The 26,217-nt window shown below is 55.7% G+C and carries 23 protein-coding genes and 1 other RNA gene; 10 read left to right on the top strand and 14 right to left on the bottom strand.

Annotated features, from left to right (window positions below):
- Positions 1–15 precede the first annotated feature (15 nt).
- From KQI82_RS09995 to KQI82_RS09980, 4 genes are all read right to left on the bottom strand, one after another.
- Positions 16–1,392, bottom strand: a complete 1,377-nt coding sequence (locus KQI82_RS09995) for an MATE family efflux transporter (RefSeq protein WP_216632614.1) — start codon at positions 1,390–1,392, stop codon at positions 16–18.
- Positions 1,361–2,830 (bottom strand): tetratricopeptide repeat protein, encoded by a 1,470-nt coding sequence (locus tag KQI82_RS09990; RefSeq protein WP_216632613.1) that lies wholly within the window; start codon positions 2,828–2,830, stop codon positions 1,361–1,363. Before KQI82_RS09990 ends, KQI82_RS09995 begins: the two co-directional genes overlap by 32 nt.
- 275 nt (positions 2,831–3,105) lie before the next feature.
- On the bottom strand, positions 3,106–3,972 hold the full coding sequence (locus KQI82_RS09985; protein ID WP_216632612.1) for a hypothetical protein: 867 nt from the start codon (positions 3,970–3,972) through the stop codon (positions 3,106–3,108).
- Positions 3,962–6,904: an RNA dependent RNA polymerase gene (locus KQI82_RS09980; RefSeq protein WP_241426687.1), complete on the bottom strand. Its 2,943-nt coding sequence runs from the start codon at positions 6,902–6,904 to the stop codon at positions 3,962–3,964. The genes KQI82_RS09985 and KQI82_RS09980 overlap by 11 nt, the downstream gene beginning before the upstream one ends.
- 209 nt (positions 6,905–7,113) lie before the next feature.
- On the opposite strand from KQI82_RS09980, the gene KQI82_RS09975 reads away from it, so the two are divergent.
- The 8 genes from KQI82_RS09975 (at position 7,114) to KQI82_RS09940 (ending at position 15,851) form a co-directional block, all read left to right on the top strand.
- Positions 7,114–8,169 carry an AAA family ATPase gene (locus KQI82_RS09975; protein ID WP_216632611.1) on the top strand — a complete coding sequence of 352 codons (1,056 nt, stop codon included), beginning with the start codon at positions 7,114–7,116 and terminating at the stop codon, positions 8,167–8,169.
- A 199-nt stretch (positions 8,170–8,368) separates the two neighbouring features.
- On the top strand, positions 8,369–8,680 hold the full coding sequence (locus KQI82_RS09970) for a plasmid mobilization protein (RefSeq protein ID WP_216632610.1): 312 nt from the start codon (positions 8,369–8,371) through the stop codon (positions 8,678–8,680).
- Between the two features lie 3 nt (positions 8,681–8,683).
- On the top strand, positions 8,684–10,030 hold the full coding sequence (locus tag KQI82_RS09965) for a relaxase/mobilization nuclease domain-containing protein (RefSeq protein WP_216632609.1): 1,347 nt from the start codon (positions 8,684–8,686) through the stop codon (positions 10,028–10,030).
- A gap of 67 nt (positions 10,031–10,097) precedes the next feature.
- Entirely contained in the window at positions 10,098–10,343 is a 246-nt protein-coding gene (locus tag KQI82_RS09960) for a hypothetical protein (protein ID WP_241426686.1), read from the top strand.
- 43 nt (positions 10,344–10,386) lie between these two features.
- The gene (locus tag KQI82_RS09955; protein WP_216632608.1) at positions 10,387–11,880 is read left to right on the top strand and encodes a recombinase family protein; all 1,494 of its coding nucleotides are present in this window, start codon (positions 10,387–10,389) and stop codon (positions 11,878–11,880) included.
- A gap of 414 nt (positions 11,881–12,294) precedes the next feature.
- Entirely contained in the window at positions 12,295–13,254 is a 960-nt protein-coding gene (locus KQI82_RS09950; RefSeq protein WP_216632607.1) for an AAA family ATPase, read from the top strand.
- Positions 13,244–14,521: a DUF58 domain-containing protein gene (locus KQI82_RS09945; protein WP_216632606.1), complete on the top strand. Its 1,278-nt coding sequence runs from the start codon at positions 13,244–13,246 to the stop codon at positions 14,519–14,521. Before KQI82_RS09950 ends, KQI82_RS09945 begins: the two co-directional genes overlap by 11 nt.
- Complete coding sequence (locus tag KQI82_RS09940; RefSeq protein ID WP_216632605.1) at positions 14,514–15,851, top strand: hypothetical protein; 1,338 nt, start codon at positions 14,514–14,516, stop codon at positions 15,849–15,851. The genes KQI82_RS09945 and KQI82_RS09940 overlap by 8 nt, the downstream gene beginning before the upstream one ends.
- Positions 15,852–15,901: 50 nt before the next feature.
- On the opposite strand, the gene ligA is transcribed toward KQI82_RS09940, so the two are convergent.
- The 3 genes from ligA to murD are packed head-to-tail and all read right to left on the bottom strand — an operon-like array spanning position 15,902 to position 20,014.
- Positions 15,902–17,878: an NAD-dependent DNA ligase LigA gene (gene ligA / locus KQI82_RS09935; RefSeq protein WP_216632604.1), complete on the bottom strand. Its 1,977-nt coding sequence runs from the start codon at positions 17,876–17,878 to the stop codon at positions 15,902–15,904.
- A 10-nt stretch (positions 17,879–17,888) separates the two neighbouring features.
- Positions 17,889–18,587, bottom strand: a complete 699-nt coding sequence (gene yunB / locus KQI82_RS09930; protein WP_216632603.1) for a sporulation protein YunB — start codon at positions 18,585–18,587, stop codon at positions 17,889–17,891.
- A 44-nt stretch (positions 18,588–18,631) separates the two neighbouring features.
- The gene (gene murD, locus KQI82_RS09925) at positions 18,632–20,014 is read right to left on the bottom strand and encodes a UDP-N-acetylmuramoyl-L-alanine--D-glutamate ligase (RefSeq protein WP_216632602.1); all 1,383 of its coding nucleotides are present in this window, start codon (positions 20,012–20,014) and stop codon (positions 18,632–18,634) included.
- 148 nt (positions 20,015–20,162) lie between these two features.
- Here murD and rnpB point away from each other — a divergent pair.
- An RNA gene (rnpB, locus tag KQI82_RS09920) (RNase P RNA component class A) lies at positions 20,163–20,515 on the top strand.
- Positions 20,516–20,602: 87 nt separating this feature from the next.
- Here the strand turns inward: rnpB and KQI82_RS09915 are convergent.
- Genes KQI82_RS09915 through KQI82_RS09905 form a run of 3 tightly spaced genes read right to left on the bottom strand, consistent with a single transcriptional unit; the run spans position 20,603 to position 22,819 of the window.
- Positions 20,603–21,337, bottom strand: coding sequence for a YebC/PmpR family DNA-binding transcriptional regulator (locus KQI82_RS09915; RefSeq protein WP_216632601.1), 735 nt, complete (start codon positions 21,335–21,337; stop codon positions 20,603–20,605).
- 14 nt (positions 21,338–21,351) lie between these two features.
- Complete coding sequence (locus KQI82_RS09910; protein WP_216632600.1) at positions 21,352–22,131, bottom strand: Nif3-like dinuclear metal center hexameric protein; 780 nt, start codon at positions 22,129–22,131, stop codon at positions 21,352–21,354.
- A complete protein-coding gene (locus KQI82_RS09905; protein WP_216632599.1) occupies positions 22,109–22,819 on the bottom strand; it encodes a class I SAM-dependent methyltransferase in 711 nt (236 codons plus the stop codon). Before KQI82_RS09905 ends, KQI82_RS09910 begins: the two co-directional genes overlap by 23 nt.
- A gap of 67 nt (positions 22,820–22,886) precedes the next feature.
- On the opposite strand from KQI82_RS09905, the gene thpR reads away from it, so the two are divergent.
- Positions 22,887–23,396 (top strand): RNA 2',3'-cyclic phosphodiesterase, encoded by a 510-nt coding sequence (gene thpR, locus KQI82_RS09900; RefSeq protein WP_216632598.1) that lies wholly within the window; start codon positions 22,887–22,889, stop codon positions 23,394–23,396.
- Between the two features lie 49 nt (positions 23,397–23,445).
- Here thpR and KQI82_RS09895 read toward each other — a convergent pair whose 3' ends face one another.
- From KQI82_RS09895 to glmM, 4 genes are all read right to left on the bottom strand, one after another.
- Positions 23,446–23,655 carry a DUF1858 domain-containing protein gene (locus KQI82_RS09895; protein ID WP_187333994.1) on the bottom strand — a complete coding sequence of 70 codons (210 nt, stop codon included), beginning with the start codon at positions 23,653–23,655 and terminating at the stop codon, positions 23,446–23,448.
- A gap of 181 nt (positions 23,656–23,836) precedes the next feature.
- Entirely contained in the window at positions 23,837–24,118 is a 282-nt protein-coding gene (locus KQI82_RS09890; RefSeq protein WP_187333993.1) for a zinc-ribbon domain containing protein, read from the bottom strand.
- A 39-nt stretch (positions 24,119–24,157) separates the two neighbouring features.
- Positions 24,158–24,793, bottom strand: a complete 636-nt coding sequence (locus KQI82_RS09885) for a sigma-70 family RNA polymerase sigma factor (protein ID WP_216632597.1) — start codon at positions 24,791–24,793, stop codon at positions 24,158–24,160.
- 65 nt (positions 24,794–24,858) lie between these two features.
- On the bottom strand, positions 24,859–26,214 hold the full coding sequence (glmM, locus tag KQI82_RS09880) for a phosphoglucosamine mutase (RefSeq protein WP_216632596.1): 1,356 nt from the start codon (positions 26,212–26,214) through the stop codon (positions 24,859–24,861).
- Between the last annotated feature and the right edge of the window lie 3 nt (positions 26,215–26,217).

The following is a 26,217-nucleotide window of genomic DNA, read 5'->3' as shown; positions in this document are numbered from 1 at the left end:
TTACCATGGTGAAAATCAGCGTTTGGAAAACTGGAAACGGAGCAGAAACAGGATGCCCCGTACGTTCAGCTCGATGCTCATGGCCAGCCAGGCGCCCACCAGTCCCAGCGGGCGGATGAGCAGCATGGACAACGGCACCCGCACCAGCCACAGGCTCCCCAGCATCAGCGTACTGGAAACAAGGGTGTCTCCCCTGCCTTGCAGAATGCCGGCGCACACCAGCTGGGTGCCGTACATCAGTTCCGCAAAGGCCTCAATCCGGAGGATCTTCGTTCCCAGCAGGATCAGTTCCGGGTCCGGCGTCAGCATCCGCATGAGCTGCGGGGCAAACAGGAACAGTACCACGGACAGGGCGATGGTGACCATCGCCGCAAAGCCGATCCCGGCCCAGCCCATCTGTCTTGCACGTTTTTTATCTCCCGCACCGATCTCCCGCCCGGTGATCGCCACTTGGGCGAGGCCGATGCCGTAGGCGGGCATATAGCAAAAGCTCTCCGCTGTGATGGCCAGGGAGTGGGCCGCCATGGCAACGTTCCCAAGAGGTGCGATCATCCCAACCACCGTTGTCTGGGCAAAGCGCATGACCACCTGTTCCAACGCGATGGGCGATCCAAGACGAAACGCCCGGCCCAAGACCTCCCGAAGCCCCGGGGCGAAAACGGGCTCGCCCCGGCGCAGCTTCATGCCGGATTCCCGCACCAGGAGCATATACAGCATCAGCAGCCCGGTTATGATCTCGGACAAGGCTGTTCCCAACGCGGCGCCCTCCACGCCCAGTCCCGCGCCGGGGACGGTCAACGGTAAGTGGAACAATTCCAACCGTCTGGTGGGGAAGATCAGCAAATAGTTGAACAGAACATCCATCCCGTACATCCCGGCAGTCAGCATCCCCGGCACACGCATATTCCCGCTGCTTTGCAGCATCCCTGCCGCGTAACCGTTCAGCTGAACAAAGGGCATGGAGACGGCATAGATCTGGAAATACCGGGCGGCAGACCCGTGTATGGACGCTTCCGCTCCAAGCCAAACTGGAAGGCGGACGCTGAGCCACAAGCCCAGCAGTGCCATACACATCCCTACGCTGAAGGCCACCCAAAGGCCATGCCGCATAATGCCTCTGGCGCGCGCCTGCTCTCCTCCGCCGCTGGCCTGGGCCGCCTGCACGGCGAAACCTGTGGTCAGGGCGGCGCACAGTCCGCCGAACAACCAGGTCACACTTGCCACAACGCCCGCGGCAGCTGCGGCGTCGGCATTCAGATGGCCCAGCATGGCCGCGTCGATGTACTGCATGACTACCGAGGAGACCTGGGCCCACATGGACGGCAGGGAGAGCCGCACCACCAGCCGGAACAGTTCCCGCTTATTTGTACTGCCGTAATTGTTCATAGACATCCTTCTCAAAACAGCTGAAGTTCTGTTCCTCTGCCTTTTGGAACCAGGTGAAGGCCAGCTTTTGCTGTTTAAGCTTCTCCTCCGTTGTTTTCGCCGCGTCACGCGCCGCCAGTGCCAGCTTACCCAGGACGAGGCTTGCCCTGGCGCTCCCGTCATAGGCAGCTTTTTCCAGATAATGACGGTATTTCTTTTCATCCGGCCCAAAGCCGTCCGCTCCGTAGAAATACCGGGCCAGATGGTAAGATGCGTTGGGATAATTCATCCCGGCCGCCTGCTCCAGCATCTCCCGGGCCTCCTCTATGTACCCCAGCCGCAGGTCCAACATGGCAAGTTCATCCATTGCAAACACATTTCCCATGGCTACCGCCTGCTTCCACCTGGCCCGGGCGGTCTGCTCTCCGGTCAGACCGGCCTTTGCCAGAGCCTGCTCCCGGTACGGCTCGTAGGCAGGATTCTCCAGAAACTGCGCCGCTTTGATGGGGCCCCAAAAGGACCCCATCCGCTCCGCCTGGTCAAAATATCCGATGGCGGCGGCCAGTTCCGTCACGATATCTTTGAAACGCACTTCCGATTCAGGCTGTTTCAGCAGCCGGTCCGCCCGCAGCAGTGCCAGATCACCCAAGCCGCTCACCGCATGGTGGAACTTCTGCGCCGCCGCCAGCCGGTAATGCCGCTCAGACTCCGCCATCCGCTGTTCCGCAGACAGCTCCCCTGTCTCGCCGTGCAGGAGCATATAGCCGTAGGAATACAGGGCGGGGGCATAAGGCGGCTGGCTGGACGCTGCCCGCTTGAAGTAATGGGCCGCCTGTTCCAGATTGCGCTCCACCACATACTTTCCATGGGGGCCGCCGGCCTCATTTTTCACCACGAATTCCATGCCCACATAATAGAAGCCCGCCAGATTGCTGGAGGCTATCACATTCTGCCCAGCCATCCGCCGCAGGGCGAAAAAGAAATCGATACTGGTGGCCTCATAGCAGTCGCAGGTCAGGTAATACTCCTCCACCTGCCGCTTCATATTGACCTTTCCAAACGCCGTCTCCTCCCCGGACTCCTCGGGACTGCGCCGTTCCCCCAGATGGGTCTGCACGATCTCATACAGGATAGAGGCCAACAGCATGCTGTCCGCCGTTTCAGCCTGAGATAAAATTCCCGACGCGCAGGAGAGCTCACCCTTCAGGCGGAGAAACAGCTCGTCCAGATCGGTCCCACGGCGGTTCGCACTGTACCGGATCACCGCCGCAAGGCGTTTGCAGATCTCCCGTTTATGCTCTGCCTGGGCGTAATGGACGCAGTGGAATTTGGGGATGCCCATGCCCGGTTCGTCATTGATGTGCTTTCCGATATTGCTGGAGCTGTTATCCAGACCGCCCTTGAAAAACGAGTCAATCTCCTGCCTTCTGCGTTCTCTCGGTCCATCGTGCGTTGCTGTCTCCATATACACGACCAGTTCTTTTGGGAACGCCTCCGGATTGGTCATTCCGAAAATAGCGTTATAAAAACCAACCTGATTATCAAACAGCTTGTTTTCCTTTCCGGACAGAATTTTTTGAAGTTTTCTCAAAACGGTCTCTTTCTGAAACATTCTCCCACACCTCTGACAAGTCCCTGTGCGCATCATCGCCAGTTCTCCACACATTTTCTGTAAACTATAAAATCATATAATCCCATGAGTTCTCATGCAAGCGAAAGGATAAAATCACCATGGTGATTTTATCTGAACGCATTCGTAATGCGATAACGACATAAACCAAAACCCGTATTGGAACGTTCCATGATCTCCCGCGGAATCTGTTTTAGGATCTTGCGTCCGAAGCTGGTCGTTCCGAAATAAGCATCGAAATTTGCCACCGGCAGCACCACCCAGTCGGAATCATCCGGCTTGTTGGCTATATAATAAGCCACCACGGCAGTAACCATGTGTATGGGAATTTCCTTTGGCGTTGCTGTCCGAATGCGATCCATCAACTCGTCGGGCAGCTCCATATCTGTACAGCGCAGAGGCCCCTGATCCAGCGCATTGGCAAGGATATCTTCAAACCGCAAGCTCCACTGCCCTTTGGTGGTGGGCGAGAATACTGGCATCTGCATTTGCGTGACCTTGTCCCGCCAGGCATCGTCAAATCCGCTCTCCAGCTTGGCGCACTTCTGAGGAGTGCCGCTGTATACGGCGCCGAGGTTCGCTTTCACAAAAGCGATCACCCCATGTACATGGCGATGGAACCAACCACTGCCTTCCCCGTCCACCAACCGAGGGAACTCTCCGTGAAGTTCTCTGAAATCTGTTCTGAACTGCCATGCCGCTTTGGGAGTGGCTTTTTTCTTGTCCGGAACACTGCACCAGGCGCACAGACCCCGGCGGGCGTATTCGATTCGCCCACGCGGCTGTGCCGCCAAACTTCCGTCTGGTTCATGGAACAGAAATCCTCTGGCAAGGATGGTCAGCACCCGGGCCAAGCCCTCAAAATCCATCAGTGTGTCAAAGGTGAACCGGCCCAGATAGGTGGTGTCCTGCTTGTTGACGGCAGAATAGTGAACCGTCCCGGTATAATCTGAAAACTCCTTCCACTCATTCAGCATAGGGCACCTCCAGTACATTCTCTTCAATCCGGTCCAGCAGCAGGTCCCACAACAGCTTCCGCTTGCCCAAAGCCACCACATACCGTACAGCAAGACCAGGGCGAACGATCCTGTCCAAATATTTTCGGCACACTTTGGAAACCACAGCACGCTCATCTCCTGAAAACGGATTCTCCATATACGCCTCCATCATGGCTATGAAATATGGCGAGTCTCCCTTTCGAATCAGCTTTTTTCGCTCTCTGCTGCTATTCTCATCATCCACATCACAGACCAGATCGCCCAAAACGCGAAAACCGCTGTTCCGAAAATCTGTCAGCAGGTCATAGTAGTCAGCTGCCTCCGGGAGATGCGCCATCAAAAATGTCTCCCTCTCATCAGATGCCATGAAATGCCACTGGCAGTCGGAAATAGCCTGCCGCAGTGCGGTAATGCGTTCCGGAGGCAGCTGCTGGAAAAAAGCGTACAGCTCGTCAGAATCATATAATTCCTCCTGTCCTCTGGCATAGAGAATACGGTCAATGTCAATCTTTCTCTGTTTGTCTTTCACAGGAATACGGCAGGCTCGAATACGGGAAAGACAGTGTTCGTAGTCCCCCAGCAGTTCAGAAACAGAAGCAAGGACCTGCTTGTCCAACTTGTTTTTCCAACCGCGTTCCTGTGCAAAAACAAACAACTCACTGTCCTTCGCAGGTCTGGCTTTCATTCTTGGTGTGTTCTGCTCCAGCTGCCGCGCCAGATACGGCAACCGCTCAATATGAGACCCCACCTTGCTCCAGTCTGTCTTTTCAAAAAAAGCATCCAGCTTTTCCTTATGGCTCGGTTCATACCAGGCCCGCCGAGTCTCCTCAGCCTGTTCTGCCAGATATTTATACTGGAGGAACGCACTGCGCTTTACCCGCTTTTTACCGATATACTCATCCAGATCAGGCCGAACGCCGCTTTTAGCGGCATCGATCTCCAGACCGCTGAGGATGGCCAGCGTTTCAATTTCCCGGCGGTACCGCTTCCGTTCTTCCGGGTCGGCATTCTCACTGTATGCAATAACACTGCGGTCCATAGCGGCGTTGCAGATCTGGCCGATGCGGGCGGCGAAGGTGTTTTCTACCGTGCGGAATCTCTCCCGCCAGTCATTGGCGTTGGACAGCGGCGCTGACAGAGATGGGATTTTCAGCAGCGGTAGATTGGTATTATTGGAAAGCTTCTGATAGACATCATACTCGTAATTCCGCTTGACGCAGCGGTTCAGGACAGGGTCAGCAATGGTTTTGATCAAATCGCCGTCATAGTCGGCCCCGCCCAGACGCTCTGCCGCCAACGTATCCGCGGACACCATAACGACATCTGTCAGATGCCCCAGATAATGAGCTCGGAGTTCATCATCTGGGTATACGGATAGCTGAAGCTCCTCGTTGCGTGCGATGTGAGGATTACGAAGCAAGGTGCAGCTTTCGTCATGTTCATAGACAGCGCCGGGGGCATAGAAGCTGTCCTCTGTAAACATATCAGCGTTGACAGCATCGCAGAAAGAACGCTCTGCCGGCATCTGAAATATGCGTGGCGTCATAAGCTGCCGCAGCAGTTCCAGCAGGTCTCCGGACAGGAAACGGTTATCACCCGGCACCAAAAGATGACCCACAGCGTAACCCTTTAAAATCTTTTTCGCTTGCGCGTCCAATGCGTCGGCATAGATCGGTTCCTGAATAAACAGCGGATTTTTGCGCAGTACCCGGGCAAGCATATGCGCTCGGCTTCTGCGCGGCTGGTCAAAGCCCTTCAGAAAATACTCTCGACGGAAAGTCTCATTGGCGCAGAAATCATAGTAGGCAGTCTCTGTTGCCTTGGTCAGCCACCGCCTCTCATCTTTCTCCGGACTGTGACCCCAGCCATTGGGAAGATCCGCAGGCCGGAATTCCTCTGGTCGAATGGACACTGTGGATAGAAACTGGTAGTTCAGTTCAATGAGCGCTTCTGGTTCCTCCTTGCTCACGTTGGTGATATACAGGGCATGACGGTATTTCCGGAATGCCTTCCAGTAATCCTGCCAGGTCATGCCGTTTTCCCGCAGCCAATCATAAGCCTTGAACTGGCTGCGGGTCAGGATGATGTCCACATCCTTGACTGCGTGATTTACGCCCCAGATATCCTGAATGATCTGTGTACCGGAACGCTTCAAAAAGTCCTTGAAGTCTACCTGATGCAGCATCCCTTTGATATAAGGCATGCGGATCTGAAACGAAGTATGGCTATGCCTGCCGCAGTAGGTCTTGTCCACTGTCTCAGCGTACTCCTTAGAAATGAGTCCGACGCCGTCGAAGCAAGTGACTTTCACATCTTCCAGCGTCTCTACTCTATGATATTTCCCCGGCTCATACCCCTCCCGAACAGTGATGACGGGAACTCTCTTTACGACTTTCGTAGGGTTGTCGATCACAATGACGCGGTGCGGCTTGTCAATACGAATGCCGTCCACCCGGATTCCGCTGGAAAACAACAGGCCATTGTATGCATAGAGCTTACTGAGCTGGCAGCGCTCCAGGGTCATATCCATCATCATGCGCCGGCGCATTGGCTCATACAGGTCTGCACGAATAAATGAGAGCCTGGATCTGCGGCTCATGCTGGCGGAACGTTCAAAGCTGACATATCGGTGAGGCCCGCTGCCAAAATCCAGCGTAACGCCTTCGGGGCGAAACATGTCCCTGGCTTTCTCGCGGCGGGTTTTCTGTGTCTGGTTTGTACCACGGCGATCAAAGATACCGGTAAAGTCCATATAAAAAATGATGTCCGCAAGGTCGGCAATGCACGCATCCGCCGGCACCCGATACCGGTCTCCATGGAGTTGACACATAAGCTGAAAAAACATAGCACAGTCGTCCTGCTCGTGCTTTGCTCCGGGTACCTTGCAGTGCTCGGTAGCAGTATGATTCAACCGGAATGTATGAATTCTATTCTCTTCTTCTGCATAACTCATGACCGCTCTGGCCGAGAGTTCATAGATCGTATATTTCACCATCGGCACACGCACCTCCATTTGCTTTTAGTATATCATAAACCTTTTCAAATGCAAAACGAATACTGCTCCCACCTTTTATGAGGTTGTAGTTCTTGTATTCAAAATTTGAAAAGGAGGTTTCATATATGAGCAAACCAACACCGCTGCAGACCATTGATGGTAAAACGCTTATGAGCACACCTATTGAACCGCTGTACTTTGTAGTGGATACGTTCATATCCCAGGGGCTGCATATACTTGCAGGCCCTCCCAAGGTGGGAAAGTCCTGGTTGGCACTGTGGCTGGCTGTCAGCGTTGCCAAAGGAGATCCGGTATGGGGTATGGAAACAAAGAAAGGCACAACGCTCTATCTCTGCCTGGAGGATTCCACTCGTCGTATCCAAAACCGGCTCTGCCAACTTACAGAGGATGCTCCATCCAATGTTCATTTCTGTACAGAGAGCAGTATCCTCGACCGGGGGTTGGAAGAACAGTTGGCACAGTTTATCTATGACCACCCCGACACAGTCCTGATCATCATCGACACGCTGCAAAAGGTGCGAGGCGTAAAAAATGACAACGCCTATGCGAATGACTACCGCGACCTCTCTCTGCTGAAAAAGATAGCGGACAGGCATGGCATTGCGATTCTGCTTATCCACCATCTGCGCAAAGAAGGCGATGAGGATGTGTTCAACCGCATCTCCGGAACCACGGCGATCAGCGGTGCCGTGGATTCCAGCTTCACACTGGTAGAAGATAAACGCGGCAGCGGCCGTGCCAAACTTTTCTGCATAGGCCGTGATATCGAGTACCGTGAGCTGGAGCTGGAACGCAACGAAGACAATATCTGGCAGCTTCTCTGTGACAGCAAGATCAGTCCCGGCGGCAGGATCACTGCTGCCATCTCTGCATTCATGTCGAACCGCACGGACTACATCGGCACTCCCACAGAGTTCGCAAATAAAATCGACCCTGATGGTTCGCTTGGGATCACGCCAAAGAAAGCCACTCGTCTGATCTTGGAAAGCCTTGCGGCGCTTGGAAAATCCGGGATCACAGTGCGTGTATACCGCAGCAATGGAAAGCGGCTCATCGAGCTTCGCCGTGCCGAAAGTGTCGACACCCAGGGAGTTGACCCTATCGACCCTCTCGAGGCCACAGGAGCCGATTTGAGGGGCTTTTCCGAACATGACGAGTGAACCCCCGCAGGGACAAAATAACCGCCGTTTGGGCCGTTTGTGGCCAAAGGAGAAACGCGGGTGTCCGGCGAAAGAATTTCCTCCCTCGGAGGAAGCCAGCATCGCGTTTGTCTGGTCACCGGCACAGCCGTTGCCCATCTTCCGCTCTATTTCCGGGCGAAGCCCAGACCCACTTCATCTACGATTTGGAGGAAACAACATGAAAAAAGATATTAAATTCAGTACCCGTATGACTTCCGGAGACCGGGAATCCATCAAGGAGTTGGCAAAGCAGTCCGGTATGTCCATGAGCAATTATGTGACGGCCTGTTGTTTGGGCAAACAGGTCGTGGTCATCGACGGACTAAAAGAAGTATTGAAGGAGCTGAAATACATCGGGAAAAATCTGAATCAGCTTGTTACCCTGGCGCACATGGGACGAGTGACAGTGATTCATCTGGACAGCACACTTCAGGTGTTCTCGGAACTCCGTGATGCCGTCCGGATGATCCTGGAACGAAAGCGCTGGTGAGTTATGGCGATCATCACCTTCACAAATTATAAGCGGGGACAGACCGCCGGGTGCATGGGCGCTGTTATGCGTTACACTATGCAGGAAAAGAAAACGCTGTGGGAAGGTCAGCGGCTGGTCACGGGCGTCAACTGTGAACCAGACGCTGTCTACGCAGACTTCATGACTACCAAGCGGTTATATCACAAAACGGATGGCAAACTGTTTTACCATATGGTGCAAAGCTTTCCGAAGGGCGCGTCAGTAGACCCGGTCACAGCTCACGCCGCTGCGCTCAGGCTGGCGGAATATTTTTCGGGCCATGAGGTCCTGGTCTGCACCCATGTAGATCGCGAGCATATCCATTCACACTTCGTTATCAACTCTGTCAATTTCGATACTGGAAAGAAACTGCACATCGCAAAGGAACAGCTCCAGGAACTGCGTCAGCGCAACGACGCGGTATGCCTGGAGTTTTCTCTTCCGGTATTCATGCCCGACCCAAGCCGGCACAAGTCAAAAATCATGACTACCGGGGAGTATCACACAGCAGCCCGCAGTCAGAGCAAAAAGCTGCAGCTCATGAATATCATCAACGATTGTATGCGCCACGCGTCCACCCGTGAGGAATTCATTGCGCTGATGGAGAGTGAGGGCTGTAAAGTCCGCTGGGAAAAGTCCCGTAAGAATATCACTTACACCACGCCGAGCGGCTGGCAGTGCCGTGACCGCATGCTGTTCGGTGACAAATATCTGAAGGAGAATATGGAATATGAATTCAGGATCAGAGAAGAAATTATCTATGGACGATCTAATGGCGTTGAACCGACCCGCGCAGGTACAGCCGGAGCTGGAGACACCGCCACCGGTCCTGCCGCCCATCGAGGTCCACTGTCCCCTTCCGGAAGCGGTGGAGCATCGGCTGGAATCACTGGAGAATTTGAATTCGTGGCAGACAGAGTATCTGAAGCGACTGTCGGAGATGCCCTGCGACTATCCATCCAGATCCCAGATGGACGAGCTGCTGAAATCGGTGAAGCATTTGGAGCAAATGGTCGAACAGGCTGGGAAGCAGAAAGAGAAATCTTTCTATCTTCCCCGGTTTCGGATGCCGTACATTCCCTGGGGCAGTCTGCTCCTGTGGTCAGCGATGCTGGCAATCATCGGAGCAGTCTTGTGGGCGATGTGCTACAGCTCGGCTACACTCTGGAACGCGATCAAACCGCTGTTCCAGTAATCGACAGTACCACAAAACGCGATCGCGCTGACAGCAAACTACTCCGCAGAGAAAAGGAAAAGAAAATCGCCCTCGGTCACAAAGCAGATGATCATGAGGAGGAGCAGACACATACCTGGCAGCAGACGATGTGACGCAAAGGGGAGAGCCGAAATCATTCGGCTCTCCCCTTTTGCATAGGACAAGTATATCAAAAATACAATGTATCAAGCGTACCCGAACCTGGAGGTGATATCTATTATTACCCGTCCATTCACGTATAACAGTGATGCGCATATTGTTTCCGGCAGAAAAAACACCATCACGATTGAAAACCTCACTCCTCAGCTTTCTGATGAGGAACGCTTTGAACAGCGGCGATGCATCGAGGAAGGGCTGTTTGAGGTTTTTATCAAATATACAAATCAACATGAAAGTAATAGCTATTTAGGAGCTGCTGCGGTATGATGTACTCGTCAGCAGCTCTTTTCTATGTGAAAGGAGCTACAACATGAACGCAATCTACACAAGACAATCCGTTGACAGAGCCGATAGTATTTCTATCGAAAGTCAGATCGAGTTCTGCAAATATGAGATGCGAGGTGAAGCCTACAAAGTATATACCGACAGAGGCTACAGCGGTAAGAATACAGACCGCCCCGCCTTTGCCGAAATGATGAATGACATTGAAAATGGAATCATCAGCAAAGTGGTCGTCTATAAGCTCGACCGTATCAGCCGTTCGATTCTGGACTTCTCTACCATGATGGAACGCTTCGAGAAGTACAAGGTTGAGTTCGTATCAACGACCGAGAAGTTCGATACCTCTTCCCCGATGGGCCGCGCCATGCTCAATATCTGCATTGTCTTTGCTCAGCTGGAACGTGAAACCATTCAGAAACGTGTCACAGACGCCTATTTCTCCCGCAGTCAAAAGAGTTTCTATATGGGCGGACGGATCCCATACGGCTTTCGGTTGGTGCCGACTACCATTGAAGGCGTTAAGACTTCCATGTATGAGATCAATCCCGAGGAGGCAGAACAGGTCAAGCTGATCTATGAGCTCTATTCCAAACCGGAATGTTCCTACGGCGATATCATCCGGTACTTCCAGGAGCATGGTATTCTCAAGAATGGAAAACCGTGGTGCCGTACTCGTATGGCAGATGTGCTGAGGAACCCAATCTACGTTCGCGCGGACCTCTCTGTCTACGAGTTCTACCGGGACCAGGGCGCGATCATCGCCAACGACCCCGGCGACTTTATCGGAACAAATGGCTGCTACTACTACAAGGGCCAGGACTCCACCGGCCGCAAGCAGATGAATTTGGAAGGCAACCATCTGGTATTGGCGCCCCATGAGGGAATCGTCCCAGCAGATCTGTGGCTGAAATGCCGCGCCAAGTGTCTGGAGGCTCAGCAAATCAAGCCGTATCAGAAGGCCAAGAATACATGGCTGGCTGGAAAGATCAAATGCGGCGTCTGCGGCTACGCGCTGGTGGATAAGCATTATGCTACCACAAGGGCCAGATACTTCCTCTGCTCTAACAAAATGAACTCCAGAGCCTGTGTAGGACCCGGTACGATCTACTCGGACGAATTCGAACAGCTTATCTACAATGAGATGCTCAAGAAACTGGCGCAGTTCACTTCTCTCAGAAAGCGTAAAGGAAATATCCTTAACCCGGAACTCACCACTCTCAATGTGGAATTGACGCAGACAGAGAGCGAGATCAGCGCTTTGATGGACCGTCTGGCCACCGCTGACGATACCATGTTCCGCTATATCAGCGGGCGCATCAAGGAACTGGACGGTAAGAAGCAGGAACTGATGAAGCGCATCTCCGAGCTGAAACTTCACAAGGAAGCTGACTACACCGAGATCAGCAACCATCTGACCATGTGGGATGAACTGAGCTTCGAGGATAAGCGCCAGACCGTGGATCAGCTCATCCGGGTCATCTACGCCACCAGCGATTCCATTAAAATCGAATGGCGCATCTGAAACCAACTTATGCCCATCTTGTACGCTTCGGCGAGGGCCTGCGTCTGGTGAAGGATCGTCTGGATGAAAAGAATGTCTACTATATGAACCCATCATTTGACAAGTAAATCAACTGCTGTTAAGGGGTATCACTTTATTGTGATACCCCTTTTTGCATGCACTTCTTCTATAGTTTTTTATCTTTTAAACATTAAACCCGGCGCGTACTTTTTCGGGAAAGCTTGCCTTCTGTAAAAAAAGCGGCTATTATAGAAAATAATGTTTTACGGCATATAGCTCTTTGGGCCTGCCCAAGATTTTAGCCGTCAGCGGAATGCAGGCAGGGTCTATCTATTTCTGAGCTGAGCTCAGAAATAGATAATTATACTTCTCTGCCGCATAGACACCCATTTCCACCTGAAGGAGTCATTCTATATGGACATTTGCAAGCTATCCCAGGACATACAAGCTGAGACGGAAAAGATCATTGTGGGAAAATCCGATCGCATCAGGCTGATTATCATGGCTGTGCTGGCCAACGGCCATGTGCTTTTGGATGACCTGCCCGGCGTGGGTAAGACCACACTGGTGAAGACCATTTCCCTTGCCCTTGGCTGCCGCTCCGGGCGTGTTCAATTTGTGCCCGACATGCTGCCCAGCGACATCATCGGAATGCAGATATTCAACCAGAAAACGGGAGATTTTGAGATGCGCCAGGGTCCTGTCATGACCAACCTGCTCTTGGCCGATGAGATCAACCGGGCCATACCCCGCACGCAGTCCGCCCTGCTGGAGGCCATGGAAGAGCGCCAGATCTCTATTGACGGGCAGCGTTTTTCCCTTCCCTCTCCCTTTTTGGTGCTGGCCACACAGAACCCTGTGGAATCGGAGAGCACGTTCCGCCTCCCTGCCGCCCAGATGGACCGATTCCTGATCCGAATCAGTATGGGGTATCCCCAGCCGGAGGAGGAACGGCAAATGCTCCGCAGTCTTGGAGATGAGATTCCCTTTGATTCCGTGCGCGCTGTCACAAGTGACGCGGAGCTGAGATCGGCTCAGCGGCAGATTGCCGGCATCCACCTCTCCGACTCTGTGGCGGATTACATCGTGGCGCTTGCGGACAGGACCCGCAGCCACCCTCAGCTGATGATGGGGGCAAGCCCCCGCGCCACCCGCAGCCTCTATCGGGCCGCAAAGGCCTGGGCGGCCATGTCGGGCCGGGACTATGTGACGCCGGACGACGTCAAGTTTTTGGCCCATCCTGTGCTGGAACATCGTCTGATTTTAAAGAGCAGCGCACGGTTTTCCGGCAATACGCCAGCCAAGGTTCTGGAAGAGGTATTGGAGCAGACCGAGGCGTCCCCCTCCCTGGACACGCTGGATCATGAGGGATAAACCGATTTTCAGCCGTTCCAGCAATCTGGTCTCCCTGCCGGCTCTGGGGCTGGAACTGCTTTTTTGCGTGTTGGCGGCGTTTTTTGATCAGAGGCAGCTCTCTGCCGCGCTGATGTTCGTCTTCCTTCTCTCCGGGGTTTCCCGGCTGTGGGCCGTGCTCTCCCTTCGGAGGCTTTCCATCTCCGTCTCCGATGCCGGCCGTGGCTTATTCCCGGGTGAGACGGCTGTTTTTGAGATAGAGGTGCGAAATGAAAAGTTTCTGCCTGTGATCTGGCTGGAGGTCTTCTTTCCCCTGGCAAAAACCCTCTGTCTGACGCCGGAGGACTGCCGTCCCCCCGATGATTGGGAAGCTCCCGTGCTGGAACGAAGCGGCGCCTCCTCCGCGCTGGTGGGTGAGCGGCGGTTTTCCTTTTTCCTCTGGTATGAGACGCTCCGCTTTCAGAGCCGCTGGATCGCAAACTGCCGGGGCATCTATTCCATGGAGGGCTGGCGGCTGCGCACCGGCGATGGTTTCGGCCTGACTCAGGTGGAGCGCTCCATTCACAAGGATGCGCGGTTTGCGGTATACCCCAGGCTCATTGACGTAGCGCCGGACCTTTTTTTGCGCAATCTCTGGAACACGGAGAGCGGCACCCGGGGCGTGATGGAGGACCCGACCATCATACGCTCCACCCGGGACTATATGACCACCGACTCCTTCAAGCACATCAACTGGCGTCTGGCGGCTCAGGGGCTTCCCCTGACGGTGAACGTGTATGAGGAAATTCTGCCTCAGACGGTCCACTTTCTTTTTGACGGAGAGAGCTTCAGCGGGCCGGATCCACACCCGGAGGAGATGGAGGACGCCCTCAGCATCCTGGCCTCCGAGCTTGTCCTGCTCTCGGAGCGCCAGGTTTCCTGCGGACTCAGCCTCTGCCGCGGGGCAGAGTGTGAACCGGTCAACCTCTTCCCCTCCTCTTCCCACATAGAGGAGCTGCTCTGGGCTTTGGCTGCCTATCAGCCTATGGAACCAAAGCGGGACCCCAATTCCGGGAGCATCCTTCTCCAAGCTCCCGCCTTTGATACGAACACACTGTATGAGGCTGCGGGAAATGTGGGACGGTTCTATTATATCTCCTATGATATCGCCTCGCTGACCGATCGGACACTGCTGCGGCATTTGGATCACACCTGTCTGTCTCTGCTCACCTACTGTGAGCCGGAGCCCTATGGAGGCTTTGAGACGGTGTGCCTCTGCGGCTTAAAGGAGGGTCAGGGCCATGCGTGAAAAACACACCCTCTCCGCGTTGACCACCCTGTTTTCCTCCGCCTGTATCTTCTGCACCCTCTATTACCTGATGACGCTGGGGGAGCGGACCCCGGCCGCCTACTATCCCCAGGTTCTCATGATCTATGCCCCGGTGCTCTATGGGCTGAATCGCGCCTTTTTGCATCGGGAGCACACCATGCGCTCCTTTACGCTTCTCAATGTGTCCATGGGGACTGCCCTGTTCCTTTCAGTTCTGCTCTCAGGTGGCGAAAGCGGATGGGTGTCGCTGCTGTTTGTGGGGATCATCTGCCTCTGGCTGACGATACTTGGCGCTCAGCTGGCTATGGAACCGCCCAAGCTGTCCTACCTGATCCTGTGCTTGGATCTCAGCCTGATGCTGTTGGTGCTGTTCATCGGCTACCTCTCACTCACCGGGGCCTCCACCCTCTGGAGCCTTCCCATTGCCGCCGGATGCGCCGCAGCCATTTTGGGAATCATCTCCCACCGGACTGGAAGCCAGATGGGAGCGCGGGGATGGGGAATTGTGGCGCTCATGTTTCTTGTGATCTTTATCCTGGTTTGGCTGCTTGTCAGCTTTGCGGCCGCCCCGGCGGGCCAGGGTTTGGTGGTCTTGTGGAACGCTGCTGTTGCCGGCGTCAGGTTCCTGGCGGATCTGATGTGGAAGATTTTGCTCTTCCTGTGCTCCCTGATTCCAATGGGCGGGCAGGGAGAGCTTTCGATGGAACCCGGAGCTGTCTCACTGCCCCAGGCCGCGCAGGAGAGCCTGGAGGCAAATCCGGCTATGCTAATTGTTTTGGCGGTTCTCTGCGGCGCGTTGCTGCTGGTGCTGTTTGTCTGGGTGCTGCGCCAGTTGGGAAAGCTGCGGATCGGCGGAAAAGCGGCGCGGCCGGCAGCCGCAGCTCCACTGCGTCAGCGGGTTTCCCTTTGGGCAGGTCTCAGACGGCTGTTGGCCGCATGGCGCCGCCGGCTGCACCTGCGCATCTTCTTGTGGCGGATACGGAATATGCCGGCGGGGGTGTACTATTGCCTGGTCCGGAGATGCCGCTCAGGCCCATGGCGGAAAAAAGCCGGTGAAACGCCAAGAGACTTCCTTCTCCGGCTGCAGCGCGGAGCCGACCCGGAGCTGTATGCCGCATTGAATGATCTGATTCCGGCGGTGGATGAGTCGCTGTTTGGCCTCAGTGCGCCGCAGCCTGTCCCCCAGGCCCGGCTGATCCGGCGCCGGGTGGGGACGGCGGTCCTTCGGCAGGCTTTCAAAAGCTTCCACGTGCGGATAAAAGAGCTGAGCAGTACTCATAAAACTACATCACAGTCTGATCCGACCTGATTAATCAATACATAGAAAGTGATATCACTTTACAGTGATACCACTTTTGCTCAGCGCAGCATCTCTTCAAACTCCTCTTCCGTCAGTACGGGAACGCCCAGGTCCCGGGCCTTTTTCAGCTTGGAACCCGCCGACTCTCCGGCCACCACGTAGGTGGTCTTCTTGGAGACCGATCCGGCGGATTTCCCGCCCCGCTCTTCGATTAGCGCGGCGGCTTCGTCCCGGGTGAATTTGCTCAGCGCCCCGGTCAGGACGAACGTCATACCGGAAAAGCGATCATCCACCATCTGGTTGACGCTCTCCATATTGACGCCGGCCTTTTTCAGGCGGTCGATCAGGTCTTTAGACTGCGGGCTCCGCACCCAATCGAGGATGAACCGGGCGGTGACGGCGCCGATGTCCTCGATCTCCGTCAGTTCCTCCAACGTGGCCTGCGCAAGGGCGTCATAGCTTCTGAAGTGGGAGGAGAGCACCTTGGCGGCCTTCACCCCCACCTGGCGGATACCCAGGGCGTAAAGCAGGCGGGACAGGTCGTTGCCCTTGGATTTCTCAATGGCAGCCACCGCGTTATCGGCGGATTTGACGCCCATGCGATCCAATTGGGCGATCTCCGGCGCCTTCAGATCGTAGAGGTCCGCCGCGTTGGACACTATCTTTGCCTCAATCATCTGCTGCAGGACCGCAGGCCCCAGACCGTCGATATCCATGGCGTCCCGGCTTGCAAAGTGGGTCAGGTTCTGAAGCAGCTGGGCCGGACACTCCGCTCCTGTGCAGCGGATGGCAGCGCCGTCGATGTCCCGGAAAACCGGAGCGCCACAGACGGGGCAGGCCTCCGGGAACTGATAGGGCGACGTTCCCTCTGGTCGCTTGGAAAGGTCCACCTCCACGATTTCCGGGATGATCTCGCCGGCCTTCTGCACAATGACCGTATCCCCAATCCGGATGTCTTTTTCCGCGATATAGTCCTGATTGTGCAGTGAGGCGCTGGTGACGGTGGTCCCGGCCAGGTGGACCGGCTCCAAGGTGGCCTTGGGCGTCAGCACGCCGGTGCGTCCCACCTGAACCACAATATCCACCACTCTGGAGGGCTTCTTTTCCGGCGGGTACTTATAGGCAATGGCCCACTTTGGATTTTTGGACGTGCTGCCAAGGAACTCTCTGGCGCTCAGACTGTTGACTTTGACCACAGCGCCGTCGATTTCAAAGGGAAATTGCAGCCGCTCTTCATTGAGCCGCACGATCTCCCGCTGGCATTCGGACGCCTTGGATACCGTATGATAAGGAATTACCTTAAAATGCTGGCTTTCCAGGTAGTGCAGCGTTTCGGTATGGGAGGAGAACTTCTTTCCCTCAGCAAGCTGAAGATTGAAAATCTGGATGTCAAGACGCCGCTTTGCCGCAATTTTGGGGTCCAACTGGCGCAGGGAGCCGGCGGCCGCATTTCTTGGATTTGCCATGAGCGGCTCTCCGTTGAGCTCCCGGATGGCGTTGAGCTCCTCAAATACGCTGCGGGACATATAGACCTCTCCCCGGACAATCAGCTTCGGGAGCTTTTCCGGCAGCGTCATGGGAATCGACATGATGGTTCTCAGGTTCTCCGTGACATCCTCCCCCACCCGGCCGTCGCCGCGGGTGGCGCCCCGGAAAAAGGCCCCGTTCCGGTATTCCAGCGCAACGGAGAGTCCGTCGACCTTTGGCTCCACCGTGTACTCCACATCGCCGCCCAGCTGATTCTCCATCCGCTGGCAGAACTCCTCCACCTCCTCCGGAGAGAATACGTCCTGCAAACTCTCCAGAGGCACCTCATGGGTCACGGTGTCAAATCCCTCCAGCGTCCGTCCGCCGATCCGCTGGGTGGGAGAATCCGGTGTGATTTCCTCCGGATGCTCCTTTTCCAAATCCTCAAGCTGGCGGAGCAGCTGGTCGTATTCATAGTCCTGAATAATGGGATCATCCAAAACATAGTAGCGATATCCATGCTCGTTCAGCGTGTCCCGCAGTTCCTTCATTTTCTCACGATAGTCCATGAAGTTCTCCTCAATTTCCGTTCAAAATAAATTCCCTGGCATCCTCTGCAATGGGTGCGTCTGAATTGAAATAGGTATAGGATTCCGGCACTGACCCCACGATCACGGTCTCCGCCACCACAAAGGAGTTGCTCACCTTGGTGGCGGTGGAAAACCCGGGCATCAGGATGCTGGCGACCACATCCACATTGAGCTGAATCTGGTGCCGCGTCTGATTGATCCCCGCGGAGGTAAAGACATTCTCCAGAGATGCAGACGACGATCCCACAGACTGCATTTTAACCGTAATCAGCGGCCCGCGGCCGGAGAGCAGCGCGGAGCCGCTCAAACTGCCAAGGGGAATGGACAGCTCCTTGGTGGACACCTCGGAGAGCTTCTCCAGCACCCGGTCCAAAATCTTGGACTGGAGACGGTTGAACTCCGCCATATTGCTTTTGACCGCCGTCACCTTTCCATCATTGTCCTTTTCAAAAGACACCAGATTGCTGTAGTCGATCTCCCCGCTGTCGATGGTCTGGTTCACCGCCTCGGTGACCACCCTGGTCACCGTGTTGGACACGCGGGCCGTGGCCATGCTGCTCAGGATGGGCCTGAGCTGAAACGTGGCCGTCAGCAGCGCGATGGCCAGCAGGACTGACACAAGAAAAAACAGCGCCAGCGCCGATTTCTTCCGGCTCAGCCGGTATCGGTAGAAAAAGTATCCGCGCATTGGCCTCACCTCATCATGAAAGCCTATGCAAAGACAGCTTTTCCTTATTTCAAATCATTGACAATGGATTTGAACGCCGTTCCCCGCACCATGAAATTGGGAAATTGGTCAAAGGCCGCGCAGGCCGGTGAAAGCGTCACCACATCCCCGGAAACCGCACGATTGGACGCGGTCTCCACCGCCTCCTGAAGGGTGTGGACCTCCACCATCTCCGGACAGCCCGGCCGATAATTGGAAGCCCCCGTCACGGCGGCTCGGATTTGATCGGCCGTGGCGCCGCAAAGGATCAGCAGCTTGACATGCTCCACGATTTCGGGCCCCAGCACGTCAAAGGGAATGTGCTTATCATAGCCGCCGGCGATCAGGATGACCTTTTCCGGAAAAGAGCGGAGCCCGGCGATGGTGCGGGAGGGGCTGCTGGCAATGGAATCGTTGTAGTAGCGGACGCCCCTGAGGGTGCGCACCAGTTCGATGCGGTGCTCCACTCCCTGGAAGGTTCTTGCAACCTCCCGGATGGTTTCGTCGGAGACCAGGCCCTCCACCGCCGCGATGGCGGCCATATAGTTTTCGATATTATGCACGCCCGGCAGGAAAATATCCTCTGTTTTCAGCACTTCACGCTCTGTTCCGCCGGAGCGGCAGACGATGGCGCCGCCCCGGAGAAAGACGCCCTCCTCCAACTCACAGGTGCGTGAAAACAGCCTCACACGCCCCCTTGCCTCCTTGGAGAGCTCGTAGGTGATCTTGTTGTCCCGGTTGAAAACCGCCAGATCGTCATCGGACTGATGGAGAAAAAGGTTCTCCTTGGCCGCCACATATTCCGCCATGTCTTTGTGAACGTCCAGGTGATTAGGGGCCAGATTGGTCAGCACGGCCACATGGGGGCTGCGGTTCATGGTCATCAGCTGGAAGGAGGAGAGCTCCAAAACCGCCACGTCCTCCGGACGCATCTGACCTGCTTCCGCTAACAGCGGGTGGCCGATGTTTCCGCCCACGTAGACCCCTTTCCCCTCTTTCTTCAAAAATTCGGAAATCACCGTGGTGGTGGTGGTTTTGCCGTCGCTGCCGGATACGGCAAGAATGGGACAGGGGCATACTTCAAAGAAGACCTCCATCTCCGATGTGATGACGCTGCCCCGCTCTCTGGCCTCCAGAAGCTCCGGAACATCGGGGCGCAGGCCCGGCGTGCGGAAGATGATGTCCTGGCGCAGGCCTCTGAGATACCCGGGGCCCAGCTTGAGCTGGACACCCATGGATTCCAGACGGTCGGCTGTCTCGCCCAAGGCATCCCTCTCTTTTTTATCGCAGGCGGTCACGGAGATACTCGACTTGGCCAGCAGCTCCAACAGGGGCGTGTTGCTGACGCCGATGCCGATCACCGCCACGGTTTTATCCTGAATGGAGTGGAGATATTCCTGAAGATTCATACGATTGCCTCCAAAAAGCGGGGCTGACGCCCTGCGGACTTTAACTTTAAAATTATACCATCCCCTCCAGTATTTCGCAACGAAAAGCTGTCTGTATGGGCCGCTTTTTCATTGACTTTTTCCGCCGGATTCGATACAATAAACCGTACGAGTAAGACAGACAGTCGCGTAAGCTGTGCCGAAAGGCCGCTTATGAGGAAAGTCCGGGCTCCACAGGGCAAGAATAACGGGTAACGCCCGCCGAAGGCGACTTCAGGAAAAGTGCAACAGAAATAAACCGCCAAACCGGGTCAAACCGCTTTGGTAAGGATGGAAAGGTGAGGTAAGAGCTCACCCGATGGCTCGAGAGTGCCCATCGCTGTAAACTCTATTCGGAGCAACACCGGTATGGGAGCTATGGTTTGCCCGACCGCTCCCGGGGTGGCTGGACCGTATTGGCAACAGTACGGCAAGATAGATGACTGTCAGATACAGAACCCGGCTTATAGTCTCACTCGCACTGTACACGAGGCCGCTGGCGTAATACGCCGGCGGCCTCTCACGTATGAAAAAGGCGGAACCGGATTCATTCCGGTCCCGCCTTTTCTGTCAGTCCTGCTGCCAGTTGTGCCAGACGTTCTGCACGTCGTCGTTTTCCTCCAGGAAGTCGATGAGCTTTTCCATGTTCTTTACGTCGTCCTCGCTCTCAAGGGTCACGTAGTTCTGAGGAACCATCTCGATATCCGCGTTCACAAAGCTGTAGCCTTTGGCTTCCAGCGCCTTGACTACATCGTTGAAAGCGTCGGGGTCCGTGGTGATCTCCAGGGCCTCGCCGTCCGCCTCAAAGTCCGCGGCACCGGCCTCTATGGCGTCCATCATCACGGTATCCTCCTCCAGCTCCCCTTCGGAGTTGTCGATAACAATAACGCCCTTGCGGTCAAAGGACCAGGAGACGCAGCCCACAGCGCCCAGGTTGCCGCCGAACTTATCAAAGTAGTGGCGGACCTCCGGAGCCGTGCGCTGGCGGTTGTCGGTCAGCGCCTCCACGATCACGGCCACGCCGTTGGGGCCGTAGCCCTCATAGGTTACGTTTTCGTAGTTGTCCGTATTGCCGGCGCCCAGCGCCTTGTCAATGGTGCGCTTGATATTGTCGTTGGGCATGTTCACTGCCTTGGCCTTGGCAATGACGGTGGCCAGCCGGGAGTTGTTGTTGGGGTCGCCGCTGCCGCCCTCCTTCACCGCAACGATGAGCTCACGGGCAATCTTGGTAAAGGCCTGGGAGCGCTTGGCGTCCGCCGCGCCCTTGGTCTTTTGGATATTATGCCATTTGGAATGTCCGGACATAAGTAAACCTCTCCTTATACATAGTACTGAATCACTTCCCCATGGGAAGCGGACAAGACGATCTCCAATTCCGGGAACGCCTGTTTTAACGTATCAATGATCACCGGGCAGACCACCTGCTCCGTGGGAAAATGTCCGGCGTCAATCAAGTTGATGCCCTTTGGTCTGGCATCTAAAAAGTCATGGTAGCTGAGATCAGAGGTGACAAAGGTGTCACAGCCGGCCGCAACGGCCTGATCCACAAAATCGCCGCAGGCGCCGCCGCCCACCGCCACACGATGGACGCTTCTGCCGCCGTCGGCATAGCGCAGGCCGTTGCAGTGAAGGCACCGGGAAACTTCCGCAACGAACCGCCTGAGGGGCACAGGCTCACTCAACGTGCCCACGCGCCCAATGCCCTCCCGGGTCAGCGGCCCAGGGTCGTTCACCCGCAGGGCGGCCGCCAGAGCGTCATTGACGCCGCCTGACGCCGCATCCAGATTGGTATGCATACAGATGGCGGAAATATCACCTTTAAGCAGCGCGATCAGCAATGCGCCCTGGGGTGTGTCGCTGCGCACCGTCTGCACAGGCAGCCATTTGCAGTTGATGAGCGGATGGTGGGCCACAATGAGCTGCGCGCCGATCCGCGACGCTTCCTCGGCCACTTCCCAGGTGATATCAAGAGCCACCAGGACTTTTTCCACCAGCCGGTCCGGCTCGCCCACCAGCAGTCCCACATTGTCCCAGTCCATTTTCAAGTCCGGCGGGGCAAATTCGAACAGCTTTGCTTCAATCTGCTGAACAGTCGGCATCCTCCCACTCCTTTCTCATCTTCTGAAGTTCCTGGACAATCCCGTCCAGTTCAGCAGCCCTTTCCGAACCGTCCTTTGCCTGCCGGAGCCCCTGAGCCGCGCGACTGAGCTTCCCAATTAAGCAGCTCAGGTACTCTCCCTCCAGGGGGTCCGACGCAAGGGCGATTCCGCCGTAAAGCCTGCCGGGAGAAGGCGGCTCCATGCTGCCGCCCATGGCCTCAAGGATAGGGTACAGGACGCCTTTATCCCGCACCAGCCGCTCCCGGGTCACCTGATAGCCGTGACCGGCCAGAAAGCCGCGTAGATATTCGGGCTTGGACATGGGCTGAAGCAGCAGCGTATGGCCTTCTCTGGTCCAGGGCGCCCGCTCTATGATGGAGGCGATGTTTTCCCCGCCCATCCCGGCGATGACCACTGTGTCCGCCTCCTGGGGGAAAATCCCGTCCAGGCCGTTGCACAGGCGAAATTCCATCTTCTGACCGTACTCACGGGATGTGCGGCGGGCATGCTCCAGAGGAGATTCGTTGATATCGCTGGCAATGGCATATTCCACGACGCCGGCTTGCAGGAGCCAAACCGGCAAATAGCCGTGATCCGTGCCAATATCAGCGATCTTTGCACCGGAACGCACCCAGTCTGCAATGGCCTGAAGCCTGGGCTGAAGCTCCAATCTGCGCTTTGGCTGCATCCCTTCCCTCCTTCGCGTTGACATTCTCTCCCCGCGCGGGTAAGATAACGAAAAAGGAGAGATATGCATGCGGTTATTTGTTGCTATCCAGCTTCCCTGCCCGGTGAGGTCCTCCCTGCTCAACGCCGTCAGCCGGATGAAAGAGCTGGGCCGGGGCAATTTTACCCGGCCGGAAAACCTTCACCTCACCTTGATCTTTATTGGGGAAACCGGGAATGAGGAGGCGGCCCGTCAGGCGCTTTCCATGGTTCAAGGGACGGCCTTTCCCCTTTCAATCGGCGGCCTTGGGTCCTTTGGAGATCTATACTGGGCGGGAGTAGACCCATCCCCAGCCCTGCTGAGTTTACAGCGCCAGGTGGAGGGGTCATTCCGCGCGGCCGGATTCAAACTGGAACAAAGGCCCTACCGGCCCCATCTGACGCTCTGCCGTCAATTCCGGCCCTATGGAGCCTTCCGGGCCGACGAGATCACAGTGCGGCCGCCCACCTGTTCCATCGAACGGATCAGCCTGATGGAATCCCTCCGCCGGGACGGCAGGCTCATCTATCGGGAGGTAGCCGGCCAGCAGCTCATCTGATGATCGGTAGAAGACGCATACGGGGAGTGGCCCCGTATGCGTCTTGCTGTTATTCAGCGGCCTTGTTGGCTTCCTCGTTGACCAGGGCCAGCAGCTTGTCCACATCGATTCCGTGGACCATGCAGGCTTCTTCCACCGTCTCACCCCGGGAAGAGGGGCAGCCCAGGCAGTGCATGCCGATGGACAGGAAAATGGGAGCGGTCTGAGGCGCTACATCCAAAATATCACCAATGATGGTGTCTTTCGTAATTTCAACCATAGAAGTGTATCCTCCAGTTTAAATTCAATTCGCGGCCAGCGCAGAATTGTTGCGTATTTATTATACCCTGATCTCAGTACCATTTCAATAGAAAATAGAGAGAACACTGTCAAAATCTCAAAAAAAGCGTCCGCCTGTTGGCGGACGCTTTTTCAACAGCAAAGTTGAGTCGCTGCTCTGCTTAGGCGTTCTGCTCGCGCATCTTGGCGAAGCACTCGCTGCAGTAAACAGGACGGTCAGACTTGGGCTCGAAAGGAACTCTGGCCTCGCCGCCGCAAGCTGCGCAAACAGCGGTGAAATACTCACGGGGACCACGGGCAGCGTTCTTGCGGGCATCACGGCAGGACTTGCAGCGCTGGGGCTCGTTCTGGAAGCCTCTCTCTGCATAGAACTCCTGCTCGCCAGCGGTGAACACGAACTCCTGGCCACACTCTTTGCACACTAAAGTCTTGTCTTCGTACATGATCTTTACCCTCTCTTTGATAGAAAAAATATATTGCGTTCAGCTTTTGCTGATCTCGCCGGAATATTGCGCAACCTTGCGCCGGACGCGCTGCACAGCGTTGTCCACAGATTTGGGGGATTTGCCTACTGATTCGGCAATCTCCCGACACGAAAGACCATCTAAATAATACCCTAAAATCTTCGTTTCGAACTCGGACAACTGCTTTCGGACGCCGGACAATACGCTTTCTGCGTGTTCCCTGTCGATGATATACTCTTCAGGATTGCGCTGTGCCATATTCCGGGTAGCCGCGGTGTAGGAATTACTCTCAAAGAAGGGTGTATCCAATGGAACCGACTGATTCAGCGGGGAGTGTTTGTCTCTTGTTGCAGCGCGCAAAACCGAATACAGCCGATTTCGTATACAGATTTCTGCAAAAGTCCGAAAAGACGCCTCTTTGGCACCATCATATTCCCGGACCGCTTTAATGAGACCTACCATTCCCTCCTGGGTTAAGTCCTCGCTGTCCCCACCGATTAGAAAATAAGGGCGGGCACATGTGCGTACCAGACGGTTGTATCTTGTCACCAAGATCTCCTCCGCCTCCCGGCTGCCCGCGGCGGCCAGAGCACAAAGCTCTTCATCTGTCAGACGTTCAAAGGGGGGATTGGTTTTCTCATTGCATTTGTACATAACGTATTATACCTGTCTTCCGGTAAAAATGTCAAGCAAATTATCAAATTTACAAGCTCGATTTGTTAAAATTTTAGTGATTTTATAAAATCCACCAAGTTCATTGCACATTTTTCCGCTTCCGACTCTGTTTTTGCCTCCACCATGACCCGAATCAGCGCTTCGGTACCGGATGCGCGCACCAGGACGCGCCCCGCTCCAGCCAGGCGCTTTTCCTCCTCCGCAACGGCCTCCCTCAACGCCCCGGACGCCATAATCTGCTCTTTCACACCGCCGGAGTGAGGCACTTCCACATTGTGCAGCACCTGGGGATACTGAGGGCATCCCAAGGTGAGTGCTGAGGCGCTCTTCCCGCAATCACTGAGAATCTGCAAAAACTGAAGCGCCGTCAGTTCCCCGTCCCCGGTGGTTGCAAACTCGGTAAAGATGGTGTGACCGGACTGCTCTCCGCCGATGCGGTAGTCGCATTCCAGCATCTTTTCCAGCACGTTCCGGTCTCCAACACCGGTGCAGATCAGCTCAATGCCGCTGCTTTTGCAGAACTCGTGGAGCCCAAGGTTGGACATCACCGTGGCCACCACGGTATTCCCGTTGAGCTTTCCCCTGCGCTTCATATCCGCGGCGCACGCGGCAATCACTTTGTCCCCGTCGATGACGCCTCCGGTCTCATCCACCATCAGACAGCGGTCCGCATCGCCGTCAAAGGCCACGCCCACGTTGTATCCGCCGGACACCACGCTGCGGCAGAGATCCTCCAGGTGGGTGGAACCGCAGCGGCTGTTGATGTTGATTCCGTCCGGGTCCCGGTGGATAAAATCCGTATGGGCCTTAAAGCGGCCGAAGAGCTCGGGCGCGGTGGCGCTGGCAGCTCCGTTGGCGCAGTCCACCAGGATCTTCAGACCGCCCAGGTCGCTTTCGATGGTGGAGGCCAAATAATCGATATAGTCCCGCTTGAGCTGGCGCATACCGTGATGGCGGCGGCCGATCTCCTGCCGGGTGCGCAGCTTCATGGGCGCAGCGGAGAGAACCCTCTCCTCCACCCGCAGCTCGGTTGCGTCGGGCAGCTTATACCCCTGGCCGTTGAAGACCTTGATCCCGTTGTGCTCATAGGGGTTGTGGGACGCGGAGATCACGATTCCCGCGTCGGAGCGCTCCTGCACCGTCAAAAAGGCCACGGCGGGCGTGGGGATGGTGCCAAGGGGCTTCACGTCCCCGCCCACGGAGCAGATGCCGGCCATCAGCGCGGACTCCAGCATGTCGGAAGAGATTCGGGTGTCCTTGCCAATGGTGATGACCGGGCGGCGGCCCAGGTCCTCCGCAAGGACCACTGCCACAGCCTGCCCCACCCGAAACGCAAGATCAGCGGTCAGATTTTCTCCCACAACGCCGCGGATTCCGTCTGTACCAAATAATTTACCCATACA

This window comes from Dysosmobacter acutus (genome assembly GCF_018919205.1).
Taxonomy (GTDB): domain Bacteria; phylum Bacillota; class Clostridia; order Oscillospirales; family Oscillospiraceae; genus Oscillibacter; species Oscillibacter acutus.
Note: the sequence above shows the minus strand (reverse complement) of the source record. Positions and strands in the feature narration are given on the sequence as shown.